The sequence below is a fragment of the Actinoallomurus iriomotensis genome (genome assembly GCF_030269445.1).
Classification (GTDB): Bacteria; Actinomycetota; Actinomycetes; order Streptosporangiales; family Streptosporangiaceae; genus Actinoallomurus; species Actinoallomurus iriomotensis.
The window spans coordinates 137,070-161,170 of sequence record NZ_BSTJ01000008.1 but is presented as its reverse complement, the minus strand read 5'-3'; the positions used below and the strand labels follow the sequence as shown (position 1 = coordinate 161,170).

General features: G+C 69.5%; 20 protein-coding genes. 11 read left to right on the top strand and 9 right to left on the bottom strand.

Going from position 1 to position 24,101, the window contains the following annotated elements; all coding sequences use genetic code 11:
- The first annotated feature begins 73 nt into the window (after positions 1-73).
- A complete protein-coding gene (locus tag QSK37_RS30325; RefSeq protein WP_285627936.1) occupies positions 74-3,802 on the top strand; it encodes an RHS repeat-associated core domain-containing protein in 3,729 nt (1,242 codons plus the stop codon).
- 21 nt (positions 3,803-3,823) lie between these two features.
- Here the strand turns inward: QSK37_RS30325 and QSK37_RS30320 are convergent, their stop codons facing one another.
- A complete protein-coding gene (locus QSK37_RS30320; RefSeq protein ID WP_285580332.1) occupies positions 3,824-4,636 on the bottom strand; it encodes a polysaccharide deacetylase family protein in 813 nt (270 codons plus the stop codon).
- Between the two features lie 190 nt (positions 4,637-4,826).
- Here QSK37_RS30320 and QSK37_RS30315 point away from each other — a divergent pair, with 190 nt between their 5' ends.
- Positions 4,827-5,174 carry a hypothetical protein gene (locus QSK37_RS30315; protein ID WP_285627935.1) on the top strand — a complete coding sequence of 116 codons (348 nt, stop codon included), beginning with the start codon at positions 4,827-4,829 and terminating at the stop codon, positions 5,172-5,174.
- A 69-nt stretch (positions 5,175-5,243) separates the two neighbouring features.
- Positions 5,244-7,322, top strand: coding sequence for an ATP-dependent DNA helicase (locus QSK37_RS30310; RefSeq protein WP_285627933.1), 2,079 nt, complete (start codon positions 5,244-5,246; stop codon positions 7,320-7,322).
- A 35-nt stretch (positions 7,323-7,357) separates the two neighbouring features.
- Here the strand turns inward: QSK37_RS30310 and QSK37_RS30305 are convergent, their stop codons facing one another.
- Positions 7,358-8,209 carry a LysR family transcriptional regulator gene (locus QSK37_RS30305; RefSeq protein WP_285627931.1) on the bottom strand — a complete coding sequence of 284 codons (852 nt, stop codon included), beginning with the start codon at positions 8,207-8,209 and terminating at the stop codon, positions 7,358-7,360.
- A gap of 70 nt (positions 8,210-8,279) precedes the next feature.
- Between QSK37_RS30305 and QSK37_RS30300 the strand changes: the two genes are divergently transcribed.
- On the top strand, positions 8,280-9,020 hold the full coding sequence (locus QSK37_RS30300) for an SDR family NAD(P)-dependent oxidoreductase (protein ID WP_285627929.1): 741 nt from the start codon (positions 8,280-8,282) through the stop codon (positions 9,018-9,020).
- Positions 9,021-9,051: 31 nt separating this feature from the next.
- Here the strand turns inward: QSK37_RS30300 and QSK37_RS30295 are convergent, their stop codons facing one another.
- Positions 9,052-10,749: an AMP-binding protein gene (locus QSK37_RS30295; RefSeq protein ID WP_285627927.1), complete on the bottom strand. Its 1,698-nt coding sequence runs from the start codon at positions 10,747-10,749 to the stop codon at positions 9,052-9,054.
- A gap of 223 nt (positions 10,750-10,972) precedes the next feature.
- Here QSK37_RS30295 and QSK37_RS30290 point away from each other — a divergent pair, with 223 nt between their 5' ends.
- Entirely contained in the window at positions 10,973-11,959 is a 987-nt protein-coding gene (locus QSK37_RS30290; protein WP_285627925.1) for a DUF4192 domain-containing protein, read from the top strand.
- A gap of 467 nt (positions 11,960-12,426) precedes the next feature.
- On the opposite strand, the gene QSK37_RS30285 is transcribed toward QSK37_RS30290, so the two are convergent.
- Together QSK37_RS30285 and QSK37_RS30280 are read right to left on the bottom strand one after the other, a co-directional pair.
- On the bottom strand, positions 12,427-12,942 hold the full coding sequence (locus QSK37_RS30285) for a hypothetical protein (RefSeq protein WP_285627923.1): 516 nt from the start codon (positions 12,940-12,942) through the stop codon (positions 12,427-12,429).
- A 296-nt stretch (positions 12,943-13,238) separates the two neighbouring features.
- Complete coding sequence (locus tag QSK37_RS30280) at positions 13,239-13,805, bottom strand: TetR/AcrR family transcriptional regulator (RefSeq protein ID WP_285627921.1); 567 nt, start codon at positions 13,803-13,805, stop codon at positions 13,239-13,241.
- 108 nt (positions 13,806-13,913) lie between these two features.
- Here QSK37_RS30280 and QSK37_RS30275 point away from each other — a divergent pair, with 108 nt between their 5' ends.
- The 4 genes from QSK37_RS30275 (at position 13,914) to QSK37_RS30260 (ending at position 19,245) form a co-directional block, all read left to right on the top strand.
- Positions 13,914-14,300 (top strand): nuclear transport factor 2 family protein, encoded by a 387-nt coding sequence (locus QSK37_RS30275; protein WP_285627919.1) that lies wholly within the window; start codon positions 13,914-13,916, stop codon positions 14,298-14,300.
- Between the two features lie 73 nt (positions 14,301-14,373).
- Positions 14,374-15,417, top strand: coding sequence for a S66 family peptidase (locus tag QSK37_RS30270; protein ID WP_285627917.1), 1,044 nt, complete (start codon positions 14,374-14,376; stop codon positions 15,415-15,417).
- Between the two features lie 40 nt (positions 15,418-15,457).
- Positions 15,458-15,607 (top strand): hypothetical protein, encoded by a 150-nt coding sequence (locus QSK37_RS30265; protein ID WP_285627915.1) that lies wholly within the window; start codon positions 15,458-15,460, stop codon positions 15,605-15,607.
- Entirely contained in the window at positions 15,604-19,245 is a 3,642-nt protein-coding gene (locus QSK37_RS30260; protein ID WP_285627913.1) for a DUF6531 domain-containing protein, read from the top strand. The genes QSK37_RS30265 and QSK37_RS30260 overlap by 4 nt, the downstream gene beginning before the upstream one ends.
- A gap of 3 nt (positions 19,246-19,248) precedes the next feature.
- On the opposite strand, the gene QSK37_RS30255 is transcribed toward QSK37_RS30260, so the two are convergent.
- The 4 genes from QSK37_RS30255 to QSK37_RS30240 all read right to left on the bottom strand — a co-directional run bounded on the left by QSK37_RS30255 (position 19,249) and on the right by QSK37_RS30240 (position 22,199).
- A complete protein-coding gene (locus QSK37_RS30255) occupies positions 19,249-20,460 on the bottom strand; it encodes a pyridoxal phosphate-dependent aminotransferase (RefSeq protein WP_285627911.1) in 1,212 nt (403 codons plus the stop codon).
- A 104-nt stretch (positions 20,461-20,564) separates the two neighbouring features.
- Positions 20,565-21,218 carry a 4a-hydroxytetrahydrobiopterin dehydratase gene (locus QSK37_RS30250; RefSeq protein ID WP_285627909.1) on the bottom strand — a complete coding sequence of 218 codons (654 nt, stop codon included), beginning with the start codon at positions 21,216-21,218 and terminating at the stop codon, positions 20,565-20,567.
- A complete protein-coding gene (locus tag QSK37_RS30245) occupies positions 21,211-21,387 on the bottom strand; it encodes a DUF397 domain-containing protein (protein WP_285627907.1) in 177 nt (58 codons plus the stop codon). The genes QSK37_RS30250 and QSK37_RS30245 overlap by 8 nt, the downstream gene beginning before the upstream one ends.
- Positions 21,384-22,199, bottom strand: coding sequence for a helix-turn-helix domain-containing protein (locus tag QSK37_RS30240; protein ID WP_285627905.1), 816 nt, complete (start codon positions 22,197-22,199; stop codon positions 21,384-21,386). The genes QSK37_RS30245 and QSK37_RS30240 overlap by 4 nt, the downstream gene beginning before the upstream one ends.
- A gap of 413 nt (positions 22,200-22,612) precedes the next feature.
- On the opposite strand from QSK37_RS30240, the gene QSK37_RS30235 reads away from it, so the two are divergent.
- Positions 22,613-23,347: a dienelactone hydrolase family protein gene (locus QSK37_RS30235; protein ID WP_285627903.1), complete on the top strand. Its 735-nt coding sequence runs from the start codon at positions 22,613-22,615 to the stop codon at positions 23,345-23,347.
- Between the two features lie 101 nt (positions 23,348-23,448).
- Complete coding sequence (locus tag QSK37_RS30230) at positions 23,449-24,099, top strand: TetR/AcrR family transcriptional regulator (RefSeq protein WP_285627901.1); 651 nt, start codon at positions 23,449-23,451, stop codon at positions 24,097-24,099.
- Positions 24,100-24,101: the final 2 nt, after the last annotated feature.

The window sequence follows — 24,101 nt, the reverse complement described above, 5'->3', positions numbered from 1 at the left end:
ACGAGCAGCGATGACCGGTAACGCCCCGGCCCTCGCGCGGGGCAATTGTGCCCTCTGATGAATGTGAGGTTCTGTGGCTGACGCAGCAGGACTTTTCAAGGTCGTGGGATCGTTGCTCCGCCGCCCTGCCGTGGCTTCGGGCATGCGCTCGGCCGCGGACGCGACGGTGAAGGCGGCCAGGAGGCTCAAAGTGCCGCTCCGCCGCTGGCCCGGAAAGATCCGTGCCCGATCGGTGCCGCGCGCGCTTCGCCACGTGACGGGCGATCCGGTCGACGTGGCCAGCGGTGAGGTGCTGATGCACCAGACCGACGTCGCGCTGGCCGGGGTACTGCCACTGGTACTGGAGCGCACGCACGTCTCGTCATATCGGCAGGAAGGCCTTTTCGGAACCTGGGCGTCGACGCTGGATCAGCGCCTGGAGATCGATGAGCGCGGAGTGTGTTTCGCCTCTGACGATGGCATGGTCCTGGTGTATCCGCCACCGGCCTCCACGGGGACGGCGGTCCTGCCGTACGAGGGACCGCGCCGGCCGCTGACCCGTACCGGTGAAGGGTATGCGATAACGGATCCGGCACTCGGCCGGACCCTGCATTTCCGCAGTCCGATGCCGGCCGAACGCGATGGGTGGCTGTGGCCCCTGACGACGATTTCGGATCGCAACGCGAACCGGATCGATTTCCTCCGCACCGAAGACGGAACACTCAGCGAGGTATACCACCGAGGCGGTTATCGGGTCGGTGTCGACGTCGAAGGAGACCGAGTCGTCGCGCTGCGACTGCTCGCTGGTCCGGTCGATGGCGATGCGGATGACCAGGTTCTGATTCGCTACGGTTACGACGGCACCGGAAATCTGACCGAGGTCATCAATTCTTCAGGAAAGGCGCTGCGGTTCCGGTACGACGAAGAAGGCCGGCTCACCGAGTGGATCGACCGGAACGACGAGTGGTATCGCTACACATACGACGACTCGGGCCGTTGCGTCAGCGGTACCGGGTCGGGTGGCGCTCTCGGCGTGAGCCTTTCCTATGCGGATCAGACCACCGTCGCCACTGACTCGCTGGGCAATTCCACCACGTACCATTTCAACGAGCTGGGCCAGGTGATCGCCGAGGTCGACCCGATGGGCCATCTGACGCGATCGGAGTGGGACCGCTTCGACCGGCTGCTGAGCAGAACCGACCAGCTCGGCCGTATCGCTCGCTACGGCTACGACGAAGCGGGCGGCCTGACCACGGTCGCGTTGCCCGGCGGTTCGGCGACCACGATCGCCCGCGATGAACGCGGCCTGCCGATCCAGGTCACGACGCCCGACGGGGCGGTCTGGCGGCAGCGCTTCGACGAGCGGGGCAACCTGCTCACGGTGACGGATCCCCTGGAGGGCACGACACGGTTCTCCTACGACGGGCACGGGCATCTCGCCACGGTCACCGACCCGCTCGGCGACACGACACGTGTCCGCACGAACTCCGTCGGCCTGCCGGTCGAGGTGACCGACCCGCTCGACAACGTCATTCACTGCGAGCGCGACGCGCTGGGACGGGTCACGGCGGTCACCGACGCGGTCGGCGGCATCACCCGGTTCGGCTGGACGATCGAAGGCGATCCGGCCTGGCGGACTCTGCCCAGCGGAGCGACGGAACGGTGGCGATACGACGCCGAGGGCAATCCGATCGAGCACGTCGATGCGGTCGGGCGGATCACCCGTACCGAATACACCCACTTCGACCTGCCCGCCGCCCGCATCGCCGCCGACGGCACCAGGCTGGAGTTCGCGTACGACACACAGCTACGGCCGGTGAGCGTACGGAACCCGCAGGGCCTGGTGTGGCGCTACTCGTACGACGCGGCCGGCCGTCTGGTCGACGAGGTCGATTTCGACGGTCGGCAGGTGACCTACGACTATGACGCCGCGGGGCAGGTGTCCTCGCGCACCGACGACGCGGGGAACACGACGCGCCTCATACGGAACACGCTCGGCGACGTGGTCGAGAAGCACACCGGCGACGGTGTCACCGTGTTCGCCTACGACTTGGCCGGACGCCTGATCCGCGCGGCGAACGACGCCGCCGACGTGCACCTCACCCGCGATGCCCTCGGCCGGGTGATCGCGGAGACCGTGAACGGCCGCACGCTCGCCTCCACCTACGACGCGGCGGGGCGGCGCGTCGGCCGGCGCACCCCGGTGAGCGCCGAAACCGCCTGGGAGTACGACTCGGGCGGGCGTCCGGTCGAGCTGGTGACCGCGGACCGGACCATCCGCTTCGCCCATGACCCCGCCGGCCGGGAGATCGCGCGCAGCATGAGCACCGGCGCCCACTCCGGCGTCGCCTTCCTCCAACGCTGGGACGCCGACCATCGGGTCACGGCGCAGACACTCCGGAAAGCGACGCCGATCGCCGGCCCAGAGCAGTCGATCCAGCACCGGACCTATGACTACCGCCCCAACGGAGAACTCATCGCCGTCGCGGATCGTCGGTCCGGACCCAGGAATTTCACGCTGGACGCGATCGGCCGCGTCACCGAGGTCGACGGACACGACTGGATCGAGCGGTACCGCTACGACCCGGCCGGCAACCTCACCGAGGCCACGTGGCCCACCCGGCCTCAGGACGTGCGAGCCGACGGCGGACGCGAATACGCGCGGATGCTGGTCCGCCGGGCCGGTGGCATGCGCTACGACTACGATTCCCGAGGCCGCGTGGTGGCGCGGCGGTACCGCACCCTTTCCGGAGAGTCACGCGAGTGGCGGTTCACCTGGAACGCGGATGACCGCCTGACCTCCGTGGCGACCCCGGACGGCCGGCGGTGGCGCTACTCCTACGACCCGTTCGGACGGCGTACCGCGAAGGAATGCCTTCGCCCGGATGGCACGGTCGCCGGGCGTATCGACTTCACCTGGGACGGGTTCTCCCTCTCCGAGCAGATCAGCCGTGACGAGGCCGGCCTCGTCACCACCACCTGGGACTACCGGCCTGGCGGACTCGAGGCCATCGTCCAGACCGTACGGACGTCCACGCTGGACGCGCCGCACCGGTGGATCGATCAACGGGTCTACGCGATCGCCGCCGACTCCGCGGGCGCTCCCGTGGAGATGCTGGACGCGGACGGCGAGGTCGTCTGGCGTTTTCGCGCCACGCTGTGGGGAAACCACGTGCCGGCCGAAAAGAACCACGCCTATTGCCCGTTGCGTTTTCCAGGCCAGTACCACGACCCGGAAACCGGACTGAACTACAACGTTCATCGCTACTACGATCCCGTAACCGCCCGCTACCAGAGTCCTGATCCGCTCGGCCTCATCTCCCACGCCAATCCATACTCTTATGTCCACAATCCCACCCGATGGGCCGACCCTCTGGGCCTCAGTCCTTACCTGATAAAAATGCAAAGAAATCGAATGCCCGAAAGGCTCGCCGAGGAGCTGATGGGTAATGCACCCGTGCTAACGGAAGGCACCTTCGCGTTTCGCTATATATTGGAAAGTATCCCTCGCAGGCAGACCCGGCGCTACCGGTGGGCGGTCGACGAACACGGAGTGCTAAAACTCACGTTTTCCGGACCGGGCACAAGCCACGCGGCGATGACCGGCGGAGGGCCGGTACGAGGCGCTGGAATGGCCGAGATCGGGCCGGGTTACAACCTTATGACCGGAGAACCGATCCTCACCGTTCACGAACTCACGAATGAGACCGGACATTTCTTGCCACCGCGAGGTCTCGCGCAGCAGTTCATCGACGTCGGAACCGACGCGTTCGAACGCAACGGCATCCAGGTGGCGGTCAAGACGATTTATCCCGGGATCTGACCACGCGGATCCGTCGGCTCGTCAGCCTCCGTGGAAGTAGGCCCGGCCCGGCTTGATCGGGTGCGCCGCGAGGAGTTCGGGCACGGTGACGAACGTGAAGCCGCGCTTGGCGAGGCCGCGGAGGATCTTCGGTACGGCCCGCACGGTCGTCGGGTGGATGTCGTGCATGAGGATGATGTCCCCCCGGTGCGCCCGCGTGATGGCGCGGTGGGCGACGATCGCCGAGTTCCGGTCGAGCCAGTCGTCGGTGTCGACGTTCCAGATGACCTGGGCCAGCCCGAGGCGCCGGGCGACCTTGGCGACGTGCCGGTCGGTCGCCCCGTACGGCGGGCGCATCAGGGTGACCGGCCGGCCGGTCACCCGCGTGATCGCGGTGAGCGTCCGGGTGAGCTGCGCACGGACCTGCTTCTCCGAGAGGTTGTCGAGGTCGGGGTGGCTCCACGTATGGTCGCCGATGGCGTGGCCCTCGGCCAGCTCCTGGCGTACGACGGCCTCCCGGCCGTGGATGTTCCCGCCGATGAGGAAGAACGTGGCCTTGGCGTGACGGGCGGCGAGCATGCGCAGCAGCCGGGCGGTGTACGGGCCGGGCCCGTCGTCGAAGGTGAGGGCGACGCACTTCACCTTGCGGCAGTCGACGGGTGGCCGGCTCGGCGCGGGCCGCTGGCGCCGTACGGCGGGACGGCGCGCGGCCGGCGGAGGACCGCTCGCCGCGGCGGGGACCCGCGTCTCGTTCGCGCGGGCGGGGCCGAGGCCACTGAGCCAGCCGAGGAAGAGCACCCCGGCGACCGCGCCGGCGATGATCCGCGCACGGCCTGCGGGAATGGCGAACCGCATCAAGGCCCCCGTAATTGCCTTTGTCACGACAACGCACAGATTAGTGGCGCAGAACGTTGATAAGTGTCGAGTTGTGAGGATCTCATGATTTATGCCACATCTATGCAACTGGGAACCGCAGCCGCGACAGCGACGTTGAAGACGTGACCGATGACGGGACGGGGGCAACGGGTTCTTGAGGAGGACCTCGATGAAGTGGGGCGATCGCTTCGGGATTCACCGCCGGCGTGGTGAAAAGGTGACCACCCTCGACCGTGAGGCGAACGACGCCGACATCGAGTCGCTGATCGCCTTCGCCCGCAGCCGTACGGGGGTGGAGTTCTACGTCGAGCCGGAGACGTTCGCGACCGACACGACGGCGATGGCGATCGCGGCCGACGGCGAATGGACCCGCCGGCGCGTGGGGTCGCCGAGCGTGATCCAGAAGGTCGCGCGCGACCTGCGCCTGCCGGTCTACGACGTGCAGATCACCGGCTATCCGCAGCGGATGCGCGACTTCAACGAGCGCCGCCGTCGCCAGGGCGGCGCATCGCTCTGACGCGGCCCGTACGGTCGAGGCACGTGTAATGGGCGTCCGAGGTCCGCGTCACCGGTAGCGTCTGCTGTCGTGCCCGACGACCTCCTCGACTCCGCCTCCGACGAGACCGACCTGCCCGACGTCTCCGCCCTTCTGGCCGCCGCGGTCTCCGGCGTCGGCGGCGCCGAACGGCCCGGCCAGGTCAAGATGGCCGAGGCGGTGGCGCACGCGATCGACTCCGGCGAGCACCTCGCCGTCCAGGCGGGTACCGGCACGGGCAAGTCCCTCGCCTACCTCGTGCCGGCCGTGCGCCACGCGGTCGCCCGCAACACGTGCGTGGTCGTGTCCACCGCGACGATCGCCCTTCAGCGCCAGCTCATCGACCGTGACCTGCCCCGGCTCGCCGAGTCGCTGAAACCGCTGCTCGGCCGCGAGCCGGTCTTCGCCATCCTCAAGGGCCGCCGCAACTACCTGTGCCGCCACCGGTTGCAGGTGGACGCGCCGGAGGACCCGGAGGAGATCCTGTTCGACCCGCAGACGGTGTCGGCGGCCGGACGTCAGGTGCAGCGCATCCACGAGTGGGCCGAGACCACCGACACCGGCGACCGCGACGAACTCGTACCGGGCGTGAACGAGCACGCGTGGCGGCAGGTCTCGGTCAGCGCCCGCGAGTGCCTCGGCGCGCAGCGGTGCCCGTTCGGCACCGAGTGCTACGCCGAACAGGCCCGCGACCGGGCCGGCGACGCCGACATCGTCGTGACCAACCACGCGCTGCTCGCGATCGACGCCCTGGAGGACTACCAGGTCCTGCCCGAGCACGACGTCGTCATCGTCGACGAGGCGCACGAGCTGGTCGACCGGGTCACGTCCGTGGCGACGGCGGAACTGTCCGCGCAGGCCGTGGAGATCACCGCGCGCCGCTGCGGGCGGCTCATCGAGGAGGACCTCGCCGACCGGCTCAAGGAGACCGGCGAGGCACTGGCGCCGGTGCTGGCCGACCTGCGCCCCGGCCGCCTGGACGTGCTGCCGCAGGAGGCCGGCGTGTCGCTCGCCGCGATCCGCGACGCCGCCCATGCCTGTGCCACGGCACTCCGTACGACACTGCAGGGCGCCGGCGACGACGCCGAGCGGCTCGGCGCGGGCCGCGCGGCCCTGACCTCGCTGGAGGAGATCCACGACACGGCCGTGCGCTTCCTGGAGTCGTTCGCGGGCGACCTGGCGTCGCGGCACGACGTGGTCTGGCTCGACAAGCCGTTCTCGGACGACTCGCGGCGGCCGGTCGCCCTGCGCGTCGCACCGCTCGGCGTGGGCGCGCTGCTGCGCGAGCGGCTCTTCCGGCGGCGTACGACGGTGCTGACGTCGGCGACGCTGTCGCTCGGCGGGTCGTTCGAGCCGCTCGCCCGCCAGTGGGGGCTGCCGGCCGCGTCCAACGAGTCCGATGAGCCCGAAAAGTCCGGCGAGTCCCGCGAGTCCCGCGAGTCCGGCGGCGAGGGAGCGCCGATCACGTGGTCCGGCCTGGACGTCGGCTCACCGTTCGACCACGCGCGCAGCGGCATCCTCTACATCGCCCGCGGACTGCCCTCGCCGGGCCGCGACGGCCTGCCGGAGGCGTACCTCACGGAGCTCAGCGAGCTGATCGAGGCGGCCGGCGGCCGCACCCTCGGCCTGTTCTCCTCGATGCGCGCCGCCAAGCAGGCCGCCGAGGAGTTGAAGGGCCGCATCGCGCAGCCCCTGCTGTGCCAGGGCGAGGACTCGACGTCGCAGCTGGTCAAACGCTTCGCGGAGGACGACGCGACGTGCCTGTTCGGCACGCTGTCGCTGTGGCAGGGCGTGGACGTGCCGGGCCCGTCGCTGCGCCTGGTGGTGATCGACCGGATCCCGTTCCCGCGCCCGGACGATCCGCTGTCCTCGGCGCGGCAGCGGGCCATCGCGGCACGCGGGGGAAACGGCTTCATGGCGGTCGCCGCGACGAACGCCGCCCTGCTCCTCGCCCAGGGCGCCGGACGCCTGCTGCGCAGCATGGACGACCGCGGCGTGGTCGCGATCCTCGACCCGCGTCTGGCGACGGCCCGTTACGGATCCTTCCTGCGCGCCTCGCTGCCCCCGTTCTGGACGACGTACGACTCGGCGACGGTGAAGGCCGCTCTGCGCCGCCTCGACGCGTCGTAGCGCCGGCTTCCGCGGGAGCCGGACGAGACGCGTGATCAGGCTCCCGTCAGGGCGTCGGCGGTGGAGCGCGCCGCCGCGACCTCGGCGGCGGTTCGAACGAACGCGGCGAGCGCGCGGTCGCGACGTTCCTCGGACCAGGCGGCCAGCAGTGTCGTCCGGCGATCGTCGACAGGGACGGCGATCAGGTCGGGGCCGAGCCGGCAGGCGACCGACTCGGGCAGCACGGCGGTGATCTGTCCGAGCATGATCAACTCGGCCACCTGACCGGTGTCGGTGATGACCGGCCCGCTGCCCGGTGACTCGTCGGACCACCGGGGAAAGACCTCGTCGGCCAGATCGACCGTTCGCACCGACGCGCGGCCGGCCAGCCGATGGGTGCGCGGCAGCACCACCAGCTCGCGCTCGGTCAGCAGCTCCTCGGTGGCCAGCCCGGACAGATCGGTCTGCGGCGTGCGCAGCAGCGCGACGTCCGCGGTTCCGTCGCGCAGCAGGCTCTTCTGTTCGCCGATGCCGCAGATCAGCACCTCGACCTCGACCGTGTCGGGGTGCGCGGCGAAACGGGCCAGGATGGGTTCGAGGAGGCCGGCGTCGCCGGCCGGTTTCGTCACCACCACCAGCCGCGGCTCGCGGCCGGCGCGCCGGGTCAGCCGCTCGGCCGCCGCCAGGTTGGTGAGCGCCTTGCGTCCCTCGTTCAACAGAACCTCGCCGGCGCGGGTCAGCGACACCTGGCGGCTGGTGCGCTCCAGAAGCCGTACGCCGAGCCGCCGCTCCAAACGCTGGATCGCCCGGGACAGTGGCGGCTGGGCGATGCCGAGCCGGTCGGCCGCCCGGCTGAAGTTCCGCTCCTGCGCGACCGCGACGAAGTAGACCAGCTCCCGGGACTCCATACCGGCAGGGTATAGGTGCGCGTCCCCATCGGTCTTGGTGCCGTTCGCCGGTGGCCGGTGAACTGGCGTCATGACGCACACGACCACGATCGCTCTGGTCACCGGGGCGAACAAGGGCATCGGCCACGCCATCGCGGCCGCACTCGCCGAGCGAAGGATGACCGTACTCGTCGGAGCCCGCGACATCGAGCGACGGAACGCGGCGGTGCGAATGCTGCGCGCCGCCGGCGGCGACGTGCACGGGATCACACTCGACGTGACCGCCGCCGAAATCATCGCCATGGCCGCCGAAGAGATCGCGACCCGGTACGGCCGGCTGGACGTCCTGGTCAACAACGCCGGAATCACCGGCGACGAACGGCAGATCCCCGGCGCCGGCGCGGACGTGCCGGCCGAGGTCCGCAGAGTGTTCGAGACCAACGTCTTCGGCCTGGTCGCGGTGACCGAGGCGATGCTGCCGCTGCTCCTGCGCTCACCGGCCGGACGTGTGGTGAACGTGTCCGGGCGCGGCGGCTCGCTGACCGCGATGGCCACGCCGGACGGAGAGTTCGCCGACCTGCCACCGCTGCTGGGTTACCCGGCGAGCAAAGCCGCGGTCAACGCGGTAACGACGCAGTACGCCAAGCATCTGCGCCGGAACGGAATCCTGGTCAACGCCGTCTGCCCTGGTCACACGGCGACCGAAGGGAACGGGTTCACCGGCGACCGCACCACCCGGCAGGCCGCCGCGATCGCGGTACGCATGGCGACGCTCGGCCCCGGCGGTCCGACGGGCGCCTTCGTCGACGAGAACGGGCCGATTCCCTGGTGAGCCCTGGCGGGCGAGGCGTCCTCTCGCGCCGTCAGGACATCGCGTTCTCCTCGCGGAGGACGCGGCGCAGGACCTTGCCGAGCATGTTGCGCGGCAGCGTCGGGCGCAGTTCGACGAACGCCGGCACTTTGTAGCCGGCGAGGTGCTGGGCGGCGTACGCCCGGATCTCGTCCGGGCTCGGCGCGGGCTCGCGCGGGATGATGTACGCGGTGACCACCTCGCCGTGCGCGGAGTCCGGTACGCCGACGACCGCGGCCTCGGCGACGCCCGGGTGCGCGGCCAGGACGTTCTCGATCTCGGACGGGTAGACGTTGAAGCCGTCGACGATGACGACGTCGCGCTTGCGGTCGATGAGGGTGAAGTAGCCGTCCGGGCTCATCACGGCGATGTCTCCCGTACGGAACCAGCCGTCGCGGGAGAGGCTCTCGGCGGTCTCGGCGGGCTGGTTCCAGTAGCCGGCGAAGATCTGCGGCCCGCGTACGATCAGCTCCCCCGGGTAGCCGACGGGCAGCACGCGGGTCGGGTCGCGCTCGTCCACGATGCGCGCCTCGGTGCCGGGCAGCGGCGCGCCGACGGAGACGTGGCGGGCGTTCCCGTCGAGCGGGTTGGCCATGACGACCGGGGACGTCTCGGTCATCCCGTACCCCTGCACGACCCGGCCGCCCGTCCCGGTCCGGAACGCGTCGACGGTCGTACGGGCGAGCTTCATGGCCCCGGACACGCAGGTCCGGATGTCGCCGACGCCGGCCTTCTTCGCCTCGGGCGCGGCGGCGAGCTGCTGGTAGATCGGCGGAACGCCCGGGAAGAGCGTGGGCTTGTGCTTGCGTACGGCGTCCAGCACCAGGTCCAGGTCGAACCTGGGGACCAGCACGACCATGCCGCCGATGAGCATCGTGCAGGTCAGGCAGAACGTCAGGCCGAAGACGTGGAACAGGGGCACGACGGCGAGGTTCACGTCGTGGCCGGGGCGGATCGCCGGATCCCACGCGACGGTCTGGTGGGCGTTGGCGACGAGGTTGCGATGGGTGAGCATCGCGCCCTTGGGACGACCGGTGGTGCCGCCGGTGTACTGCAGGACGGCCAGGTCGCGGATCGGGTCGACCGGGGTCTGCTGCGGGTTGTCCGGCCCTTCCTTCAGCAGGTCGTCGAACCAGAGGATGTCGGCGTTCTCCGGAAGCTCGGTGCTCAGCTCGGCGAGGAGCCTCCTCGCCTTGGCGACGGGCAGCTTCAGCAGCTCACGCTTGACGAACGGCAGGTAGTCGGCGAGCGAGGTGACGACGACCTGCCGGACGTCGGTGCCGGGCATGGCCTCGATCAGCGTCTCGTACGCCTTGTCGAAGACGACCACGACCCGCGCCCCGGAGTCGGCGAGCTGGTGGCGCAGTTCGGAGGCCGTGTACAGCGGGTTGGTCGGGACGACGATGGCGCCGATCCGCAGGATCGCGTAGAACGCGATGACCTCCTGGGGGCAGTTCGGGAGGATCACCGCGACGCGTTCGCCCTTACGGAGCCCGATCCGGCGCAGCGCCCCGGCAAGGCGGTTGACCGCGTTCAGCAGCTTGGCGTACGTCATGGCGCGCCCGAAGAACATCAGGGCCTTGCGGTTCGGGAACCGCTCGGCCGACGCGTCGAGCAGGTGCGTCAGCGGCACGTCCGGGACCTGGACGTTCGCCGGCACGCCGTCGGCGTAGAACCGAAGCCACGGCCGTTCATCGTAGGGAGTGCTCATTCGTCGACCATTACTCCCGAGGACAAGCGAAACATTCCCGTTACCTTGGCACTAAGCACACTCTCATGCACAGTCGTTGACCGACTACGCATACGGGTCATTCCGTACTCGTGAGCCGTCCGCGGAGTGGACTTCAGTGTGCTGAGCTGGGGTTTCGTGGAGTTATCCACAGAACCGCTCCGAGGGCTGTCCGTCCACTTCCCGCCACGGCACGCTCGTTCCCATGAACCCGAACACGCTCCGCCTCCGCTCCCCCGCCGACGTCGTCTGCGCGATCCCCTACCTCATCGGCTTCCATCCGTCCGACAGCGTGGTGGTGCTGGCGTGCGACGCCACGACCGGCGCGTACGCCGTGCGGCTCGACCTGACCGCGGCCGAGGGGTTACTCGAGCACGTCGCCGGCCTCCTCGCCCGCCGGGGGCCGGACGGAGTGATCCTGGCGGGCTACGGGCCGGCCGGCCGGGTGACGCCGATGATCGAGCGCGTCCGCGACCGCCTGCACGACCACGGTGTCCGGGTACGCGAGGCGCTGCGCGTGGAGGGCGGCAGGTTCTGGTCCTACCTGTGCGCCGACACCGGATGCTGCCCGCCGGAGGGCACGTTCGTGGACGTGACGGCGAGCCCGGTCGCCGCGACCGCCATCGCGGGCGGCCTGGTCGCCCTGCCCGACCGGGCCGAGCTGGAGCGCATGGTGGCCCCGGCCGGCGGCCCCGGCATGCGCGCGGCCACGGTCCACGCCGAGCGGCGGCTGGCGAGGTGGGCCGAGAGCGACGCCTCGCGTGTCACGGAGCTGATGGCCCGCGAGGGCGTGTCCCTGGTCCGCGACGTCATCGACCGCGCGTGCGCGGGTGAGAGGCCGCCGGGAGACGAGGAGACGGCCTGGCTGGGGGTGCTCCTGTCCAGCCTGCGCGTCCGCGACGAGGCGTGGGTCCGGATGACGGAGCCGCACCTGCAGGCGCACCTGAGGCTCTGGCGCCACGTCCTGACGAGGGTCGCCGAGCCCTACGCCCCCGCCCCGGCGAGCCTGCTGTCCTTCGCCGCCTGGCGGGCCGGCGAGGGAGCCCTGGCCAACATCGCCCTCGACCGGGCCCTGTCGGCCGACCCGGCGTACTCGATGGCGCTGCTGCTGCGCGAGCTGTTCGTCAGCGGCCTGCCCCCGTCGTCCGTCCCCCTGGACCTGACCCCGGACGACCTCGACGAGCCCGCCTGACATGGCCGGTCAGCGATGCCGATGAGACGACCGGCTCACCTGACGTCCCACCGGACCGCCGGCCCGCGGGGAAGAGCCAGGCATCGCCGATCAGGAGTCCACGCGAGGGGCGAGACGAGCGGAGACCGGGCCGACGAGGACGCCGAACGCGAGGGTGCCCTCGTCCGGGCCCACTCGATGGGAGGTCGATGCCGGGGCACGGCGAGATGAGCGCGTGGTGGGTGCGGTCTTTCCGGCTCGGCGCAGGCCGGGAGGTCCGCACCGGCCGGCACGCGATCCTCGCGCGCTCAATCCGGCGACGGGGTCCTGCGCGTCGTCCGCCGTCGCGGTGAACGGCTTCACCGGGAGCACCGCGCCGGCAAGCAGAGGAGGGCGACACAGCGACACGAATCGTACGGGTGAGGCCATTCCGGCGCGGCCTGGATCACGACGTCCGCACCGGCCGGAAAATCCTCGCCGAGCGACGGTCAGTCGGCGGTCGCGTTGTACACCGCGCCCACGGCCATGTAGCCGACAAAGCCCAGCGCGCCGATTTCGGCTGCGAGCCAACTCGGCTTGACGTATCCATACTTAATCGGATACTTCATGCCTTTCCACAGGTTACGCGCGCCATACGCCTGCGCCCCCGCCTCGTGAAGATAAACATACAGTCCGGATTTATTATTCAATACGAAATGAGCGTAACCCAGCACCGGCGAACGAGGAGTCAACACCGAGTGGAACAGCTCATGCCGCACGGTCTCATGCAGCTCTCTCGGATCAACCTTCATATCCCCGGAGATGAACACGTTCCCGGTGGCCATGGAGGTCATCCCGGCCACGCCCTCGTCCTTGCCCTTGAAGCCTTCCCTCATGAAGGCGATCTTGCGTCCGCGAGGACCGGAGAACACATGATCCGCATCACGCATCAACGCTTCTTCATCCAGTCCGGGAAAGCGAAAGAGCCGCTCGACGGCTTCGAAGACTCCTGATTTCCCGGACATCGCGGGCGATCTTACACGCGCCGCCTATTTGTGACACGCCAATCCGGCCATCGCGCCCCGCGAACACTCCAACAGCCGACCGGGCGACCTCTCAGAAGTCGGCGCCGAGCAGGCCGGCCGCCAATCCCGCACCCAGCCCCCGACGGACCCGCGCCACCCACGAAAGCCCGCGCCCAGCAGGCCCACCCCCGAACCCCGCACACAGACCCCAACGGACCGCGCCACCCACGAAAGCCCACGCCCAGCAAGCCCACCACCGAACCCCACGCCCAGACCCCAACGGACCGGGTGGCCTCTCACGAGTCGGCGTCGAGGAGGGCGGCGGCCAGGCCCCGCGCGTAGGTCTCGTCGGTTTCGGGGAGGGAGAAGACCACGCGGAAGTAAATGGGGGCGACGATCCGGTCGAGTACCCGTTCCAGCGACGGTGGCGTCTCGCCCCGCTCGCGGGCCGCGTCGAGGATCGTCTCGAAGCGGGTGCTGACGCGCTGCAGGCATTCGCGCAGGCCGGCTCGGCGTTCGTCGACGTCGGGCGCCACCTCGGCACGGAAGAACGCGACTCCGCCCGGGCGGGACAGGTCCGCCAGCGTCCACGCCGCGTGGTTCGCCAGATCGTCGTGCAGGTCTCCGGTGGGTTCGGGGGCGGTGTCGGCCCGCTGGGCGGCGATGTCGGCCAGGAGCGCGGGCAGCGTGCCCCAGCGCCGGTAGATCGTGCTCGGGTTGACCCCGGCGCGCTCGGCCACCGCGGGGACGGTCACCTGGTCGGCGCCGCGCTCGGCGACCAGGTCGGCCGCGGCCCGGTGCACGACCGCACGCACGCGCGCGCTGCGGCCGCCCGGCCGCCTCGCTCGGGGATCGGCACTCACGTCGACCATGCTAACGCACACACCTTTGCTTTAGCGGTCCCCGCCTTGTAGCCTGCCGTTAAAGCACACAACTTTGCTTTAAGCTCTCAGACTCACGAGGAGACACCTGTGACCAGCCACGACACCGCCTACGCCCTCGGCAAGCAGTTCCACGCCGCCCTCACCGCGGGTGACTGGGAGGCGATCCGGTCGTTGCTGCACCCCGACGCCACGTGGACCCTGCCGGGTGACAACACCGTGTCCGGCACCGTCGTCGGCGCCGACGCGGTCGTACGGCACGCGAAAAAGATCGCCGGCTACGGTCTCGACTTCCAGCTCCTGCACGTCCTGGTCAGCCGCGATAACGTGGCGCTGTCCCTGCACAACACCGCCCGCCGCGACGACGCGGTGCTGGATGAGCACCTGTCCACGGTCTGCCGCCTGCGCGACGGAAGGATCGCCGACATCGAGACCTACCTGTCCGATGTTCCCGGCATGAACGCCTTCTTCGTATGACCCGACGCGCTTCCCCCTGAAGACTCGGGAAAAGGCTTTGATTCGAGCCACGGCCGATGCCGACACTGGCCTCATGACCGAACCGATCTACCCGCCCAAGCCGCGGCCCGGCGACAGGGTGGCGATCGTGTCGCCGTCGGCCGGTCTGCCGGAGCTCTTTCCGCTGCCGTACGAGCTGGGGCTGCGGCGGTTGCGGGAGGACTTCCGGCTCGTGCCGGTCGAGTATCCGGCCACCCGGCGGATGGGGGCCTCGCCGGCAGAGCGGGCGGCCGACCTGCACGCGGCCTTCGGCGACCCGGACATCAAGGCCGTCATCGCCAGCATCGGCGGCGATGACCAGATCACCGTCCTGCCGCACCTCGACGCCGGCCTGATCAGGGCGAACCCCAAGCCGTTCTTCGGCTACAGCGACAACACGAACCTGCTGACCTACATCGCCGATCTCGGCATCGTCGCGTACCACGGCGGTTCCGTCATGGCGGAGTTCGGACGGCCCGGCGCGATGCACTCGCTGACGACGGTCTCGCTCCAGGCGGCGCTGTTCACGTCCGGCGAGTACGAGCTGCGCGAGAGCACGGTGTACGGCGACGTCCAGCGCGACTGGGCGGATCCCACGACGTTCGCGTCCCCGCCGATGATGCAGGCCTGCGACGGCTGGCGCTGGCACAACGCCGACCAGGTCGTCGAGGGGCCGGCCTGGGGCGGCAGCCTGGAGATCCTGTCCTGGCTGCTGATGGCCGACCGCCTGATCGGGCCGCCCGAGGCGTACGACGGCCGGGTTCTGCTGATCGAGACGAGCGAGGAACTCCCGTCCGCGACCGAGGTGTACCGGATCCTGCGCAACATGGGCGAGCGCGGCATGCTCGGCCGGTTCGCCGGTGTCCTCGTCGGGCGCGCCAAGGCCTGGTCGTTCGAACGTCCGAACACCCCCGACGAGAGAGCCGCGTACGCCAAGGAGCAGCGCGAGGCGATCCTGCGCGCGCTGGCCGCGTACAACCCCGAGGCGCTCGTCGTCTTCGACGTCGACTTCGGGCACACCGATCCCCAGGTCGTCATCCCGGTCGGCGGCTGGGTGCGGGTGGACGGCCACGCCCACCGGATCACCGTGCGCTACTGAACGGACCCTCTGCGTCGAGGCCGCCATTGTCGAAGGAGCGATGAGCAGGATAAAGTTCGTCACATTCCAGCCAGAATTCGACAGAAAGCCGATGAGCTGGGCGGCGTTTCGTCCGCAATCGCCCACGGTGACGGGATTCTGGCCGATGCTCGTTGTCATTCTCAGATCGGGTCGGGTGACCGAGAATTGAGTCCTAAATCCGGTGTCGTCGCGGCCGGTGCACGGCTGGGCCTGTTCGGAGGACTGGCGCGCCTTTTCAAAGGCCCGGTCTCACGACTGGCGGCCGACGGCGCAAAGGGCGGGACACTACTGACTCGGGCGCTCCGCCTCGGCCGGGGCGGTTCGGGAAAGGCGCGGACCTACGCCTCCCGCGTCCTCATCAAGGATCCCATCGACGTCGCCAGCGGAGAGGTGGTTCTGCGGCAGATCGACGTGGAACTGGCCGGCGCGCTGCCCCTGGTACTCGAGCGGACATACCTGTCCTCTTCGCGCATTGACGGCCTGTTCGGAGTGGCATGGGCGTCGACGCTCGACCAGCGGCTGGAGATCGACGCCGACGGCGTGTGCTTCGCGTCCGCCGACGGGATGGTGCTGACCTACCCTCCGCCGGCGGAGGGAACGCGGGTCCTGCCCGACTCGGGTCCACGATGGCCGTTGCGCAAGACGGGCGACGGCGCCTACACGATCACCGATCCGCCGACCGGCCGGGAATGGCATTTCAGCGGCCGGACGGGGACGGTGCTTCCCCTGACCTCGATCGTCGATCGGAACGGGCACCGCATCGAACTCGTCCACGACGACGACGGCCTGCTGTCCGAGGTACGGCATTCAGGTGGATACCGGATCGCGGTCGCCATGGACGGCGGTCGGGTCGCCGCGCTACGGCTGGTCACGGGTCACGCGGACGGGCCCCTGCTGGTCCGCTATCGCTATGACGACGCCGGCCGTCTCAGCGAGGTGATCAACTCCTCCGGCGCTCCCCTGCGCTTCACCTATGACGACGCGGGACGCCTCGCCGGCTGGGTGGACCGCAACGGCTTCTGGTACCGCTACGCCTACGACGAGCGAGGGCGAGCCGTCCGGGCCGAGGGCTCGGACGGACTGCTGAACGTCACCCTCGGCTACGCCGAGGACGGCTCGACCACGACCGTGACGGACTCGCTCGGGCACCCGACGACGTTCCATTTCAACGAGTCACGTCAGGTCGTCGCGGAGGTCGATCCGCTCGGCCGCCGTACGGTGTCCGAATGGGACGACCAGGACCGGCTGGTGGCCCGTACCGACCCACTGGGACGCACCACGAGGTACGCCTTCGACGACCGGGGCAACCTGACCTCGATCATCGGACCGGGCGATCGACGGCTCTCCGCGCGGTACAACGAGTTGGATCTCCCCGTCGAGTTCGTCGAGGCGGACGGTAGGGTCTGGCGGCAGGAGTTCGACGACCGGGGGAACCTGGTCGCCGTCATCGATCCCCGCGACGCCGTCACCCGCTACTCCTACGACGATCGCGGGCACCTGACGGCGATCACCGATGCTCTCGGCCTCACCACGCGAGTGACCCTGGATGACGCCGGACTCGCGGTGGCGGCCACCGATCCCGGCGGCGTGACGACGCGGATGGAGCGGGACGCTCTCGGACGCGTGGTGGCGGTCAGCGAGGCGGCCGGCGGGGTGACCCGGTTCGGCTGGACCATCGAGGGCCGACCGGCCTGGTGCACGTTGCCCGGCGGTGCGACCGAACGCTGGAGCTACGACGGCGAAGGCAACTGCGTCGAGCACCGGGACGCCGAAGGCCGCGTCACCCGCACCGTCTACGGACCGTTCGACCTGCCGGTCGCCCGCATCGACCCGGACGGCGCCCGCCAGGAGTTCTCCTACGACACCGAACTCCGGCTCGTGGCGGTCACCAACCCTCTCGGCCTGGTCTGGCGCTACGAGTACAACGGCTCCGGTGACCTGGTACGCGAGACCGACTTCAACGGACGTACCGTCTCCTACACCTATGATGACGCCGGCCGTCTCACCACACGCGTCAACGGCGCCGGGCAGGCCACCCACTTCACCCGCGACCTGCTGGACAACGTCGTCGAACGGCGCAGCGGGGACACCGTCGCGACCTTCGCCTACGACCAGGCCGGTCGGCTCATCCGGGCCGTCAACCCCGACGCGGACGTGCGGTTCGACCGCGACCGCCTCGGTCGGGTCATCGGCGAGACCTGCAACGGCCGCGCCCTGACCAGCGTCTATGACCTGATGGGACGTCGCGTACGGCGCCGCACGCCGTCCGGCGCCGAGGCGATCTGGCGGTACGACCGCGGGGGGCGGCCCACCGTCGTGGAGACCGCGGGTCAGACGATCCGGTTCGCGTACGACCCGGCGGGCCAGGAGGTCGAACGCCGGATCGGCGGCGGCGCCGTAGTCGTCCAGCGGTGGGACGCCGACCGCCGGCTGAGCTCCCAGACTCTCTTGGGCGCGCCGAGGACCGGCGAGCCGGCACAGCATCGCGCCTACCGCTACCGGGCGGACGGGACGCTCGTCGGCCGGACCGACCTGCTCGGCGGGCCGACCGGTTTCGAGCTGGACGTCGCGGACCGGGTGACGGCCGTCCACGCCGACGGCCGGCAGGAGCGCTACGCCTATGATCCGTCCGGGAACATCACCGCGGCCGACCCCGGCGCCGACCATGACGCGGCGGGTCCGCGGGAGCACGTCGGCGTCCGCGTCCGGCGCGCCGGGCGGACCCACTACTCCCACGACGCACAGGGACGCGTCGTCGAACGGCGGCAGGTGACGCTGTCGGGGCGGTCGCTGAACTGGGAGTACGTCTGGGACGCCGACGACCGTCTGATCGCCGTCACCACGCCGGACGGAAGGCGATGGCAGTACTGCTACGACGCGCTCGGCCGGCGTGTCGCCAAACAGCTCCTCACCCGCGACGGCCGGGCCGTCGAGGAACAGACCGACTTCGTCTGGGACGGCGCCGCCCTCGCCGAACAGGTCCAGAACACGCGCGTCACCACCTGGGACTACGAGCCGGAGACGTTCCGCCCGCTGGCCCAGACCGAGGGCGTCCTGTCCGCCGACGCGGCACGGCGACGGGTCGACGAGCGGTTCTACGCGATCGTCACCGACCTGGTCGGCACCCCGGCCGAGCTCCTCACCGCTGACGGCACCGTCGCCGGGCGCGTCGACACCACGCTGTGGGGCGCTCTGCTTTCCGGCCCGGTCGCCTGTCCGCTCCGCTTTCCCGGGCAGTATCACGACGCGGAGACCGGTCTCCACTACAACTTCCAGCGCTACTACGACCCGGCCGTAGGCCGCTACCAGAGCCCGGACCCGCTCGGCCTCGCCCCCGCGCCCGATCCCTACGCCTACGCCTTCAACCCCACGCTCCAGATCGACCCTCTCGGACTCGCGGCCTGCAGGCCCGCCATCCACCTGGCACTCGGGCTCAGGCACACGAACTGGGGCCGTACGGAGCTGCTGGACCCGTTCGCCCGGAGTGTTCGCGCTCGCACCTTTTTCAATCTGCCACGCAAGTGGCGAGTCGGCAGCTTCCAAGACACCGTCCTCAATATCTTGAAGCATCCCAGGAGCAAGATCTCGGTCAACCTGACCGGCGTGGACGACCCTTATGAAGCGTTCTTGCGGGTGGCGAAGAACCGGGGGAACATCGGCGGCGGCGCCGGATACACGGACTGGGAGCTCCACCAGCTCAGCTGGAATTCCGAGGCCTGGTCCAGGATCACTTTCTACCGGGACGGCAAGGTCGTCGGCAATCCCTTCGAGTGGCAGGGAGGGGAACTCACCCACCCCTTCCTCTGAGCGTCACGCCCGACGCGTGGCGAGGAACTCGCCCAGCCGGCCGATCGCCTCCTCCAGGTCGTCGGCGTGCTGCAGAGTGACGATGCGCAGGTGGTCGGGGGTGGGCCAGTTGAAGCCGGTGCCCTGGACGACGAGGATCTGCTGGCTCTCCAGCAGGTCGAGGACGAAGCGTTCGTCGTCCTCGATCGGGTAGATGGTCGAGTCGAGCCGGGGGAAGACGTAGAGGGCGCCGGCCGGCTTCACGCAGCTCACGCCGGGGATCTCGTTGAGCAGGCGGACGGCGCGGTCGCGTTGTTCGCGCAGGCGCCCGCCGGGCAGGACCAGGTCGTTGATGCTCTGGTAGCCGCCGAGGGCCGCCTGGATCGCGTGCTGGCCCGGGACGTTCGGGCACAGGCGCATGTTGGCCAGCATGTTCAGGCCCTCGATGTAGGACTCGGCGTGCTCCTTGGGGCCGGAGACCACCATCCAGCCGGAGCGGAAGCCGCAGACCCGGTACGCCTTGGACAGCCCGGAGAAGGTCAGCGACGGCAGGTCGGGCGCGAGCGGCGCGATCGAGAAGTGCTTCGCGTCGTCGAACAGGATGCGGTCGTAGATCTCGTCGGCGAGGATCAGCAGCCCTTCGCGGCGCGCGAGTTCGGCGATGCCTTCGAGCAGCTCTTTGGAGTAGACGGCGCCGGTCGGGTTGTTCGGGTTGATGATCACGATGGCCTTGGTGGCCGGGGTGATCTTCGCCTCGATGTCGGCGAGGTCGGGCATCCAGCCGTTGTTCTCGTCGCAGAGGTAATGGACGGGCGTACCGCCGCCGAGCGACACCGCGGCCGTCCAGAGCGGGTAGTCCGGTGCCGGGATGAGCACCTGGTCGCCGTTGTTGAGGAGCGCCTGCATCGCCATCACGATCAGCTCGGACACGCCGTTGCCGAGGTAGACGTCCTCGACGTCGAGGCCCGCGAACCCCTGCTGCTCGTAGTGCTGCACCACGGCGCGCCGGGCGGGCAGGATGCCCTTCGAGTCGCTGTAGCCGTGGGCCACCGGCAGGTTGCGGATGACGTCCTGGAGGATCTCGTCCGGAGCCTCGAACCCGAACGGAGCCGGGTTCCCGATGTGCAGCTTGAGGATCTGGTGACCCTCGGCCTCCATCTGCATGGCGCGCTTGAGCACCGGCCCACGGATGTCGTAGAGGACGTTGGCGAGCTTGTCCGACTGGCTGACCTGCATGGCGACAACCCTAACGGGCCCGTCGGGCGACGGGCATCAGGTTATCGACACCGCGCCGCCCCGCCGTTCCGGAGCCGTACGGCCCGGCTTCCGGTACGTCCGAGTCAGTCGCGGTCCTGCGAGGTGCACAGGCAGACGCGGTTGCCCTCGGGGTCGGCGAGGACCCAGAAGCGCGGCGCCTCCTCATCACTGACCAGCGTGCCGCCGGCGGCGAGCGCGGCGTCGATGCGCGGCTGAACCTGGGCGAGATCCACCCAGATGTCCGGGTGCCAGCGCTGGCGGGGTTCCTCGCCACCGGACGCCTGGAACCAGACGGTCGGCAGGCCGTCGGCCGGGTCGTGCAGCTCGTCGCCGAACTCGGGCTCGGACCGATGCTCCATCGCCAGCACCGCCGCCCAGAATGGGAGGACCTTCTCGCGTGCCGGGGTGTCGAGGGCGAGTTCGAGCCGCGAGACGTTCGCGGAGTCCAGCCGCGCGCCCGCGCCGGCCGCGATCGAGGAGATCGTGCGGGCGAGCCGGACGTCGCGGTCGGTGACCCCGTGCTCGTCGTGACTGGTCAGACGGACGTCGACGTGGGGATAGCGCAGGTCGAGGTCGGGGTGGTGGTTCATCTCCTTGGCCGCCGCGCCGATGGCGTTGACGACCGCGAGCCCGGCCGCGAAGTCACCGGTGTGGATGCGGGTCTGCAGGCCACCGAGCAGGTAGGCCCATCCGCGCAGTTCCTCGTCGGCGATCTGCCGCCCGGTGAGCCTAGCCATCCGAAGACTGCCGCAGGTCGTCGACCCGCGCGCCGGACGCCCCGGAGGTCGGGGAGGACACGCCCTCGTCGCGGCGGAGCCGGGTCGCGCCGGAAACCCGCGCCACCTCGACGCAGGCCTGGTCACTGATGCCGCCGCTGCGGGAACTCTTACGCCATTGGGGGATCACGTGTATCTCTCCAGATACTGCTCGATGATGGCGCGTGAGCCATCCTCGGATGCGGCTTTCGCGCCGATACGATCGAATTTTACTGCGAACTCCTTGACCTCGCCGGTCCCCTCGATCAGGCGGCCACCGTTCTGGGCTCCGGAATAGGCCACGTCCCGCCCCTCCAAGCTGATGACCTGGAACGGACCGTCGATGCCGAGGTGAGGCCCAGATGAGGTGGGAACGATCCGCACGCTCACGTAAGGCAGGCGGGAAAGGTGGAGCAGGTGCTCCAGCTGCTCCTTCATGACCTTCGCGCCGCCCACGGGAAGGGCCAGGACGCTCTCGTCCATCAGCGCCCAGAGGTACGGCGGATCCTCCCGGCCGAAGATGCCCCCCTTACGAGCGATCCGTTCGGCCACCGCCGTGTCGAAGTTTCTCGGATCATTCTTCTCCAGCAGCGCGCGGATGTAGTCGTCGGTCTGCAGCGGGCCGGGAATCGCCTGGCCGTGGTAGATCTTGATTGCTAGGGCCTTGGCTTCGTAGTGGCTGTACTGGCGGAACCAGTCCGGGTCGTGGGCGGTGCGGGCGTACCAGAGCAGGAGCTGGAAGAGAAAACCGGATTCCCACGTTTGATCGAGGGTCCGGGCCTGCCGGTCGTCGATTTTCCGGCGGCCGGCCTCGATGTTGGAGACGGTCGATGGGGCGGCGCTGATGATTTTCCCCATCTGGTTGAGCGAGAGACCGCGTCGCTGGCGCTCGTACCGCAGCTGCCAGGCCAGGAAGTGCCAAAGAGAGAACTTCGGGTTCACAAGATCTTTGCCGACCACCATGGCAGCCCCCATCGTTATCAATCGCTTCCAGCGCGACCGAATCTAGCCCGAAAGATTCGTTCTCGGCGGAGAAATCAACAGCTTCGAACGTCTTCCTTATTGCGCGCGATCCGGCCATTACGAATAACGCGATTTGTCCCCAGGGCTTCGCGCGCCGCCGGGCGGCGTTGAACCGGTATCGATGAGTGTCGGCGCCAGGTCAGGTCGATGAGGACTCCGGTGGGCTACGCTGTGCGGCGATGATTACCGGGACGGCATCGCGCCACACACGGATTGGTGACCCGGTGCCCTCCTGAGCGCCGCACGGGCCGGTGCGGGCCCGCCGTTCGATCGAGGATCTCGCGCAGTCGCGCGGGCCCCGCCTCCGTCGTGTTGATCACAGGCTCGACATATCAACCACGACAGGAGAGGTCATGCCCACCAAGACTGTGCGGATTCCCACCAACGACGGCCAGGCCGACGCCTTCGCCGCCTTCCCCGACGGTGGCGGCCGGCGCCCAGGGGTGTTGATGTACGCGGACGGCTTCGGCATCCGGCCCGTACTGCGGGAGATGGCCCGCGAACTGGCCGGGCACGGGTACTACGTACTCGTCCCCAACTTCTTCTACCGGCACGGCCCGGCACCGGTGATCGAACTTCCCGAACACATCGGAGAGGAGGCCCGGCCCGCGATCTTCGCCCAGCTGATGCCCTTGATCGAGGCGCACACCACCGAACGGATCCTGAGCGACGCCGACGCCTACCTCAGGTTCCTCACCACCCAGCCCGAGGTCGGCGCCGGACCGGTCGCGGTGACCGGCTACTGCATAGGCGGCCTCCTGGCGGTACGCACCGCCGCAGCCCACCCCGGCCAGGTGGCCGCCGTCGCCGGATTCCACGGCCCCGTGGGTGCCGTCGGGCCCGACGGCCTCTCCACGCTCACCGCCCAGGTCCACTTCGGCCACGCCGAAACCGATATCACGCCCGAGGCCCTCGGCGAGCTGAACCAGGCCCTGGACGCCGCGGGTATCGACTACACCTCCGAGATCTATCCCGGCACGGTCCACGGCTTCACCATGGCCGACACCGACGCCTTCAACCCTTCCGGGCTGCAGCGCCACTGGGACCGCCTGCTCCCCCTCCTCGACCGCGCCCTGGCCAACGGCTGAGGCTCGGGGGCCTGTGGATCTTGGACTCCGCGTCCAATTGTGACCCGGGCAACATACAAGCAGGCTTGATTGCATGTTTTGTCGCGCCTACCGTCGAAGGCGTGTCAGTCAGCAGTCGCCGTCGCCACGGCCACCACCGGCACGCGGCCTCCCGTACGCAGGAGGAGCGGCGAGCCGAGACCCAGGGACGCCTGCTCGACGCCACCATGGAGTGTCTCGCCGAGCTCGGCTGGTCGGGTACGTCGACCACCGAGGTCGCCCGGCGCGCGGGTGTGTCGCGCGGAGCGCAGCAGCACCACTACCCCACCAAGATGCTGCTCGTCGCCGCCGCCCTCGAACATCTCCTCGAACGGCAGCGCCTCGCGTACGAGCGTGCGTTCGCCGACCTGCCCGACGACCGCCGCAACGTCGAAGGGGCGCTCGACCTGCTCTGGGACACCTTCCGGCAGGCGCCCTCGCTCGCGCTCATGGAACTCGCCATGGCCGCGCGGACCGACGAGACCCTGCGGGGGCTCAGCCTCGACATCAACGAGCGCGTGGTGCAGGTGATCCTGGAGACGTTCCACCGGCTGTTCCCCACGTCGCTGGACCCCGAGGCGGCGAGCACGGTGATCCGCACCCTGTTCGCCACGCTGATCGGCCTGACGCTGCAGAACTCCCTGGACGACGACGCCCACGGACACCAGGCGGCCGTACTGACACAGCTCAAGAGCTTCGCCCGTCTGCTCATTCCGGCCGAAACAGGGGAGTGATC

Excerpts from the sequence above, each read along its gene's own strand:
- QSK37_RS30320 (WP_285580332.1), bottom strand. The coding sequence starts at position 4,636 with ATGCGGTTCGCCATTCCCGCAGGCCGTGCGCGGATCATCGCCGGCGCG.
- QSK37_RS30315 (WP_285627935.1), top strand. The coding sequence starts at position 4,827 with ATGAAGTGGGGCGATCGCTTCGGGATTCACCGCCGGCGTGGTGAAAAG.
- QSK37_RS30305 (WP_285627931.1), bottom strand. The coding sequence starts at position 8,209 with ATGGAGTCCCGGGAGCTGGTCTACTTCGTCGCGGTCGCGCAGGAGCGG.
- QSK37_RS30300 (WP_285627929.1), top strand. The coding sequence starts at position 8,280 with ATGACGCACACGACCACGATCGCTCTGGTCACCGGGGCGAACAAGGGC.
- QSK37_RS30295 (WP_285627927.1), bottom strand. The coding sequence starts at position 10,749 with ATGAGCACTCCCTACGATGAACGGCCGTGGCTTCGGTTCTACGCCGAC.
- QSK37_RS30290 (WP_285627925.1), top strand. The coding sequence starts at position 10,973 with ATGAACCCGAACACGCTCCGCCTCCGCTCCCCCGCCGACGTCGTCTGC.
- QSK37_RS30285 (WP_285627923.1), bottom strand. The coding sequence starts at position 12,942 with ATGTCCGGGAAATCAGGAGTCTTCGAAGCCGTCGAGCGGCTCTTTCGC.
- QSK37_RS30270 (WP_285627917.1), top strand. The coding sequence starts at position 14,374 with ATGACCGAACCGATCTACCCGCCCAAGCCGCGGCCCGGCGACAGGGTG.
- QSK37_RS30265 (WP_285627915.1), top strand. The coding sequence starts at position 15,458 with ATGAGCAGGATAAAGTTCGTCACATTCCAGCCAGAATTCGACAGAAAG.
- QSK37_RS30255 (WP_285627911.1), bottom strand. The coding sequence starts at position 20,460 with ATGCAGGTCAGCCAGTCGGACAAGCTCGCCAACGTCCTCTACGACATC.
- QSK37_RS30250 (WP_285627909.1), bottom strand. The coding sequence starts at position 21,218 with ATGGCTAGGCTCACCGGGCGGCAGATCGCCGACGAGGAACTGCGCGGA.
- QSK37_RS30240 (WP_285627905.1), bottom strand. The coding sequence starts at position 22,199 with ATGGTGGTCGGCAAAGATCTTGTGAACCCGAAGTTCTCTCTTTGGCAC.
- QSK37_RS30235 (WP_285627903.1), top strand. The coding sequence starts at position 22,613 with ATGCCCACCAAGACTGTGCGGATTCCCACCAACGACGGCCAGGCCGAC.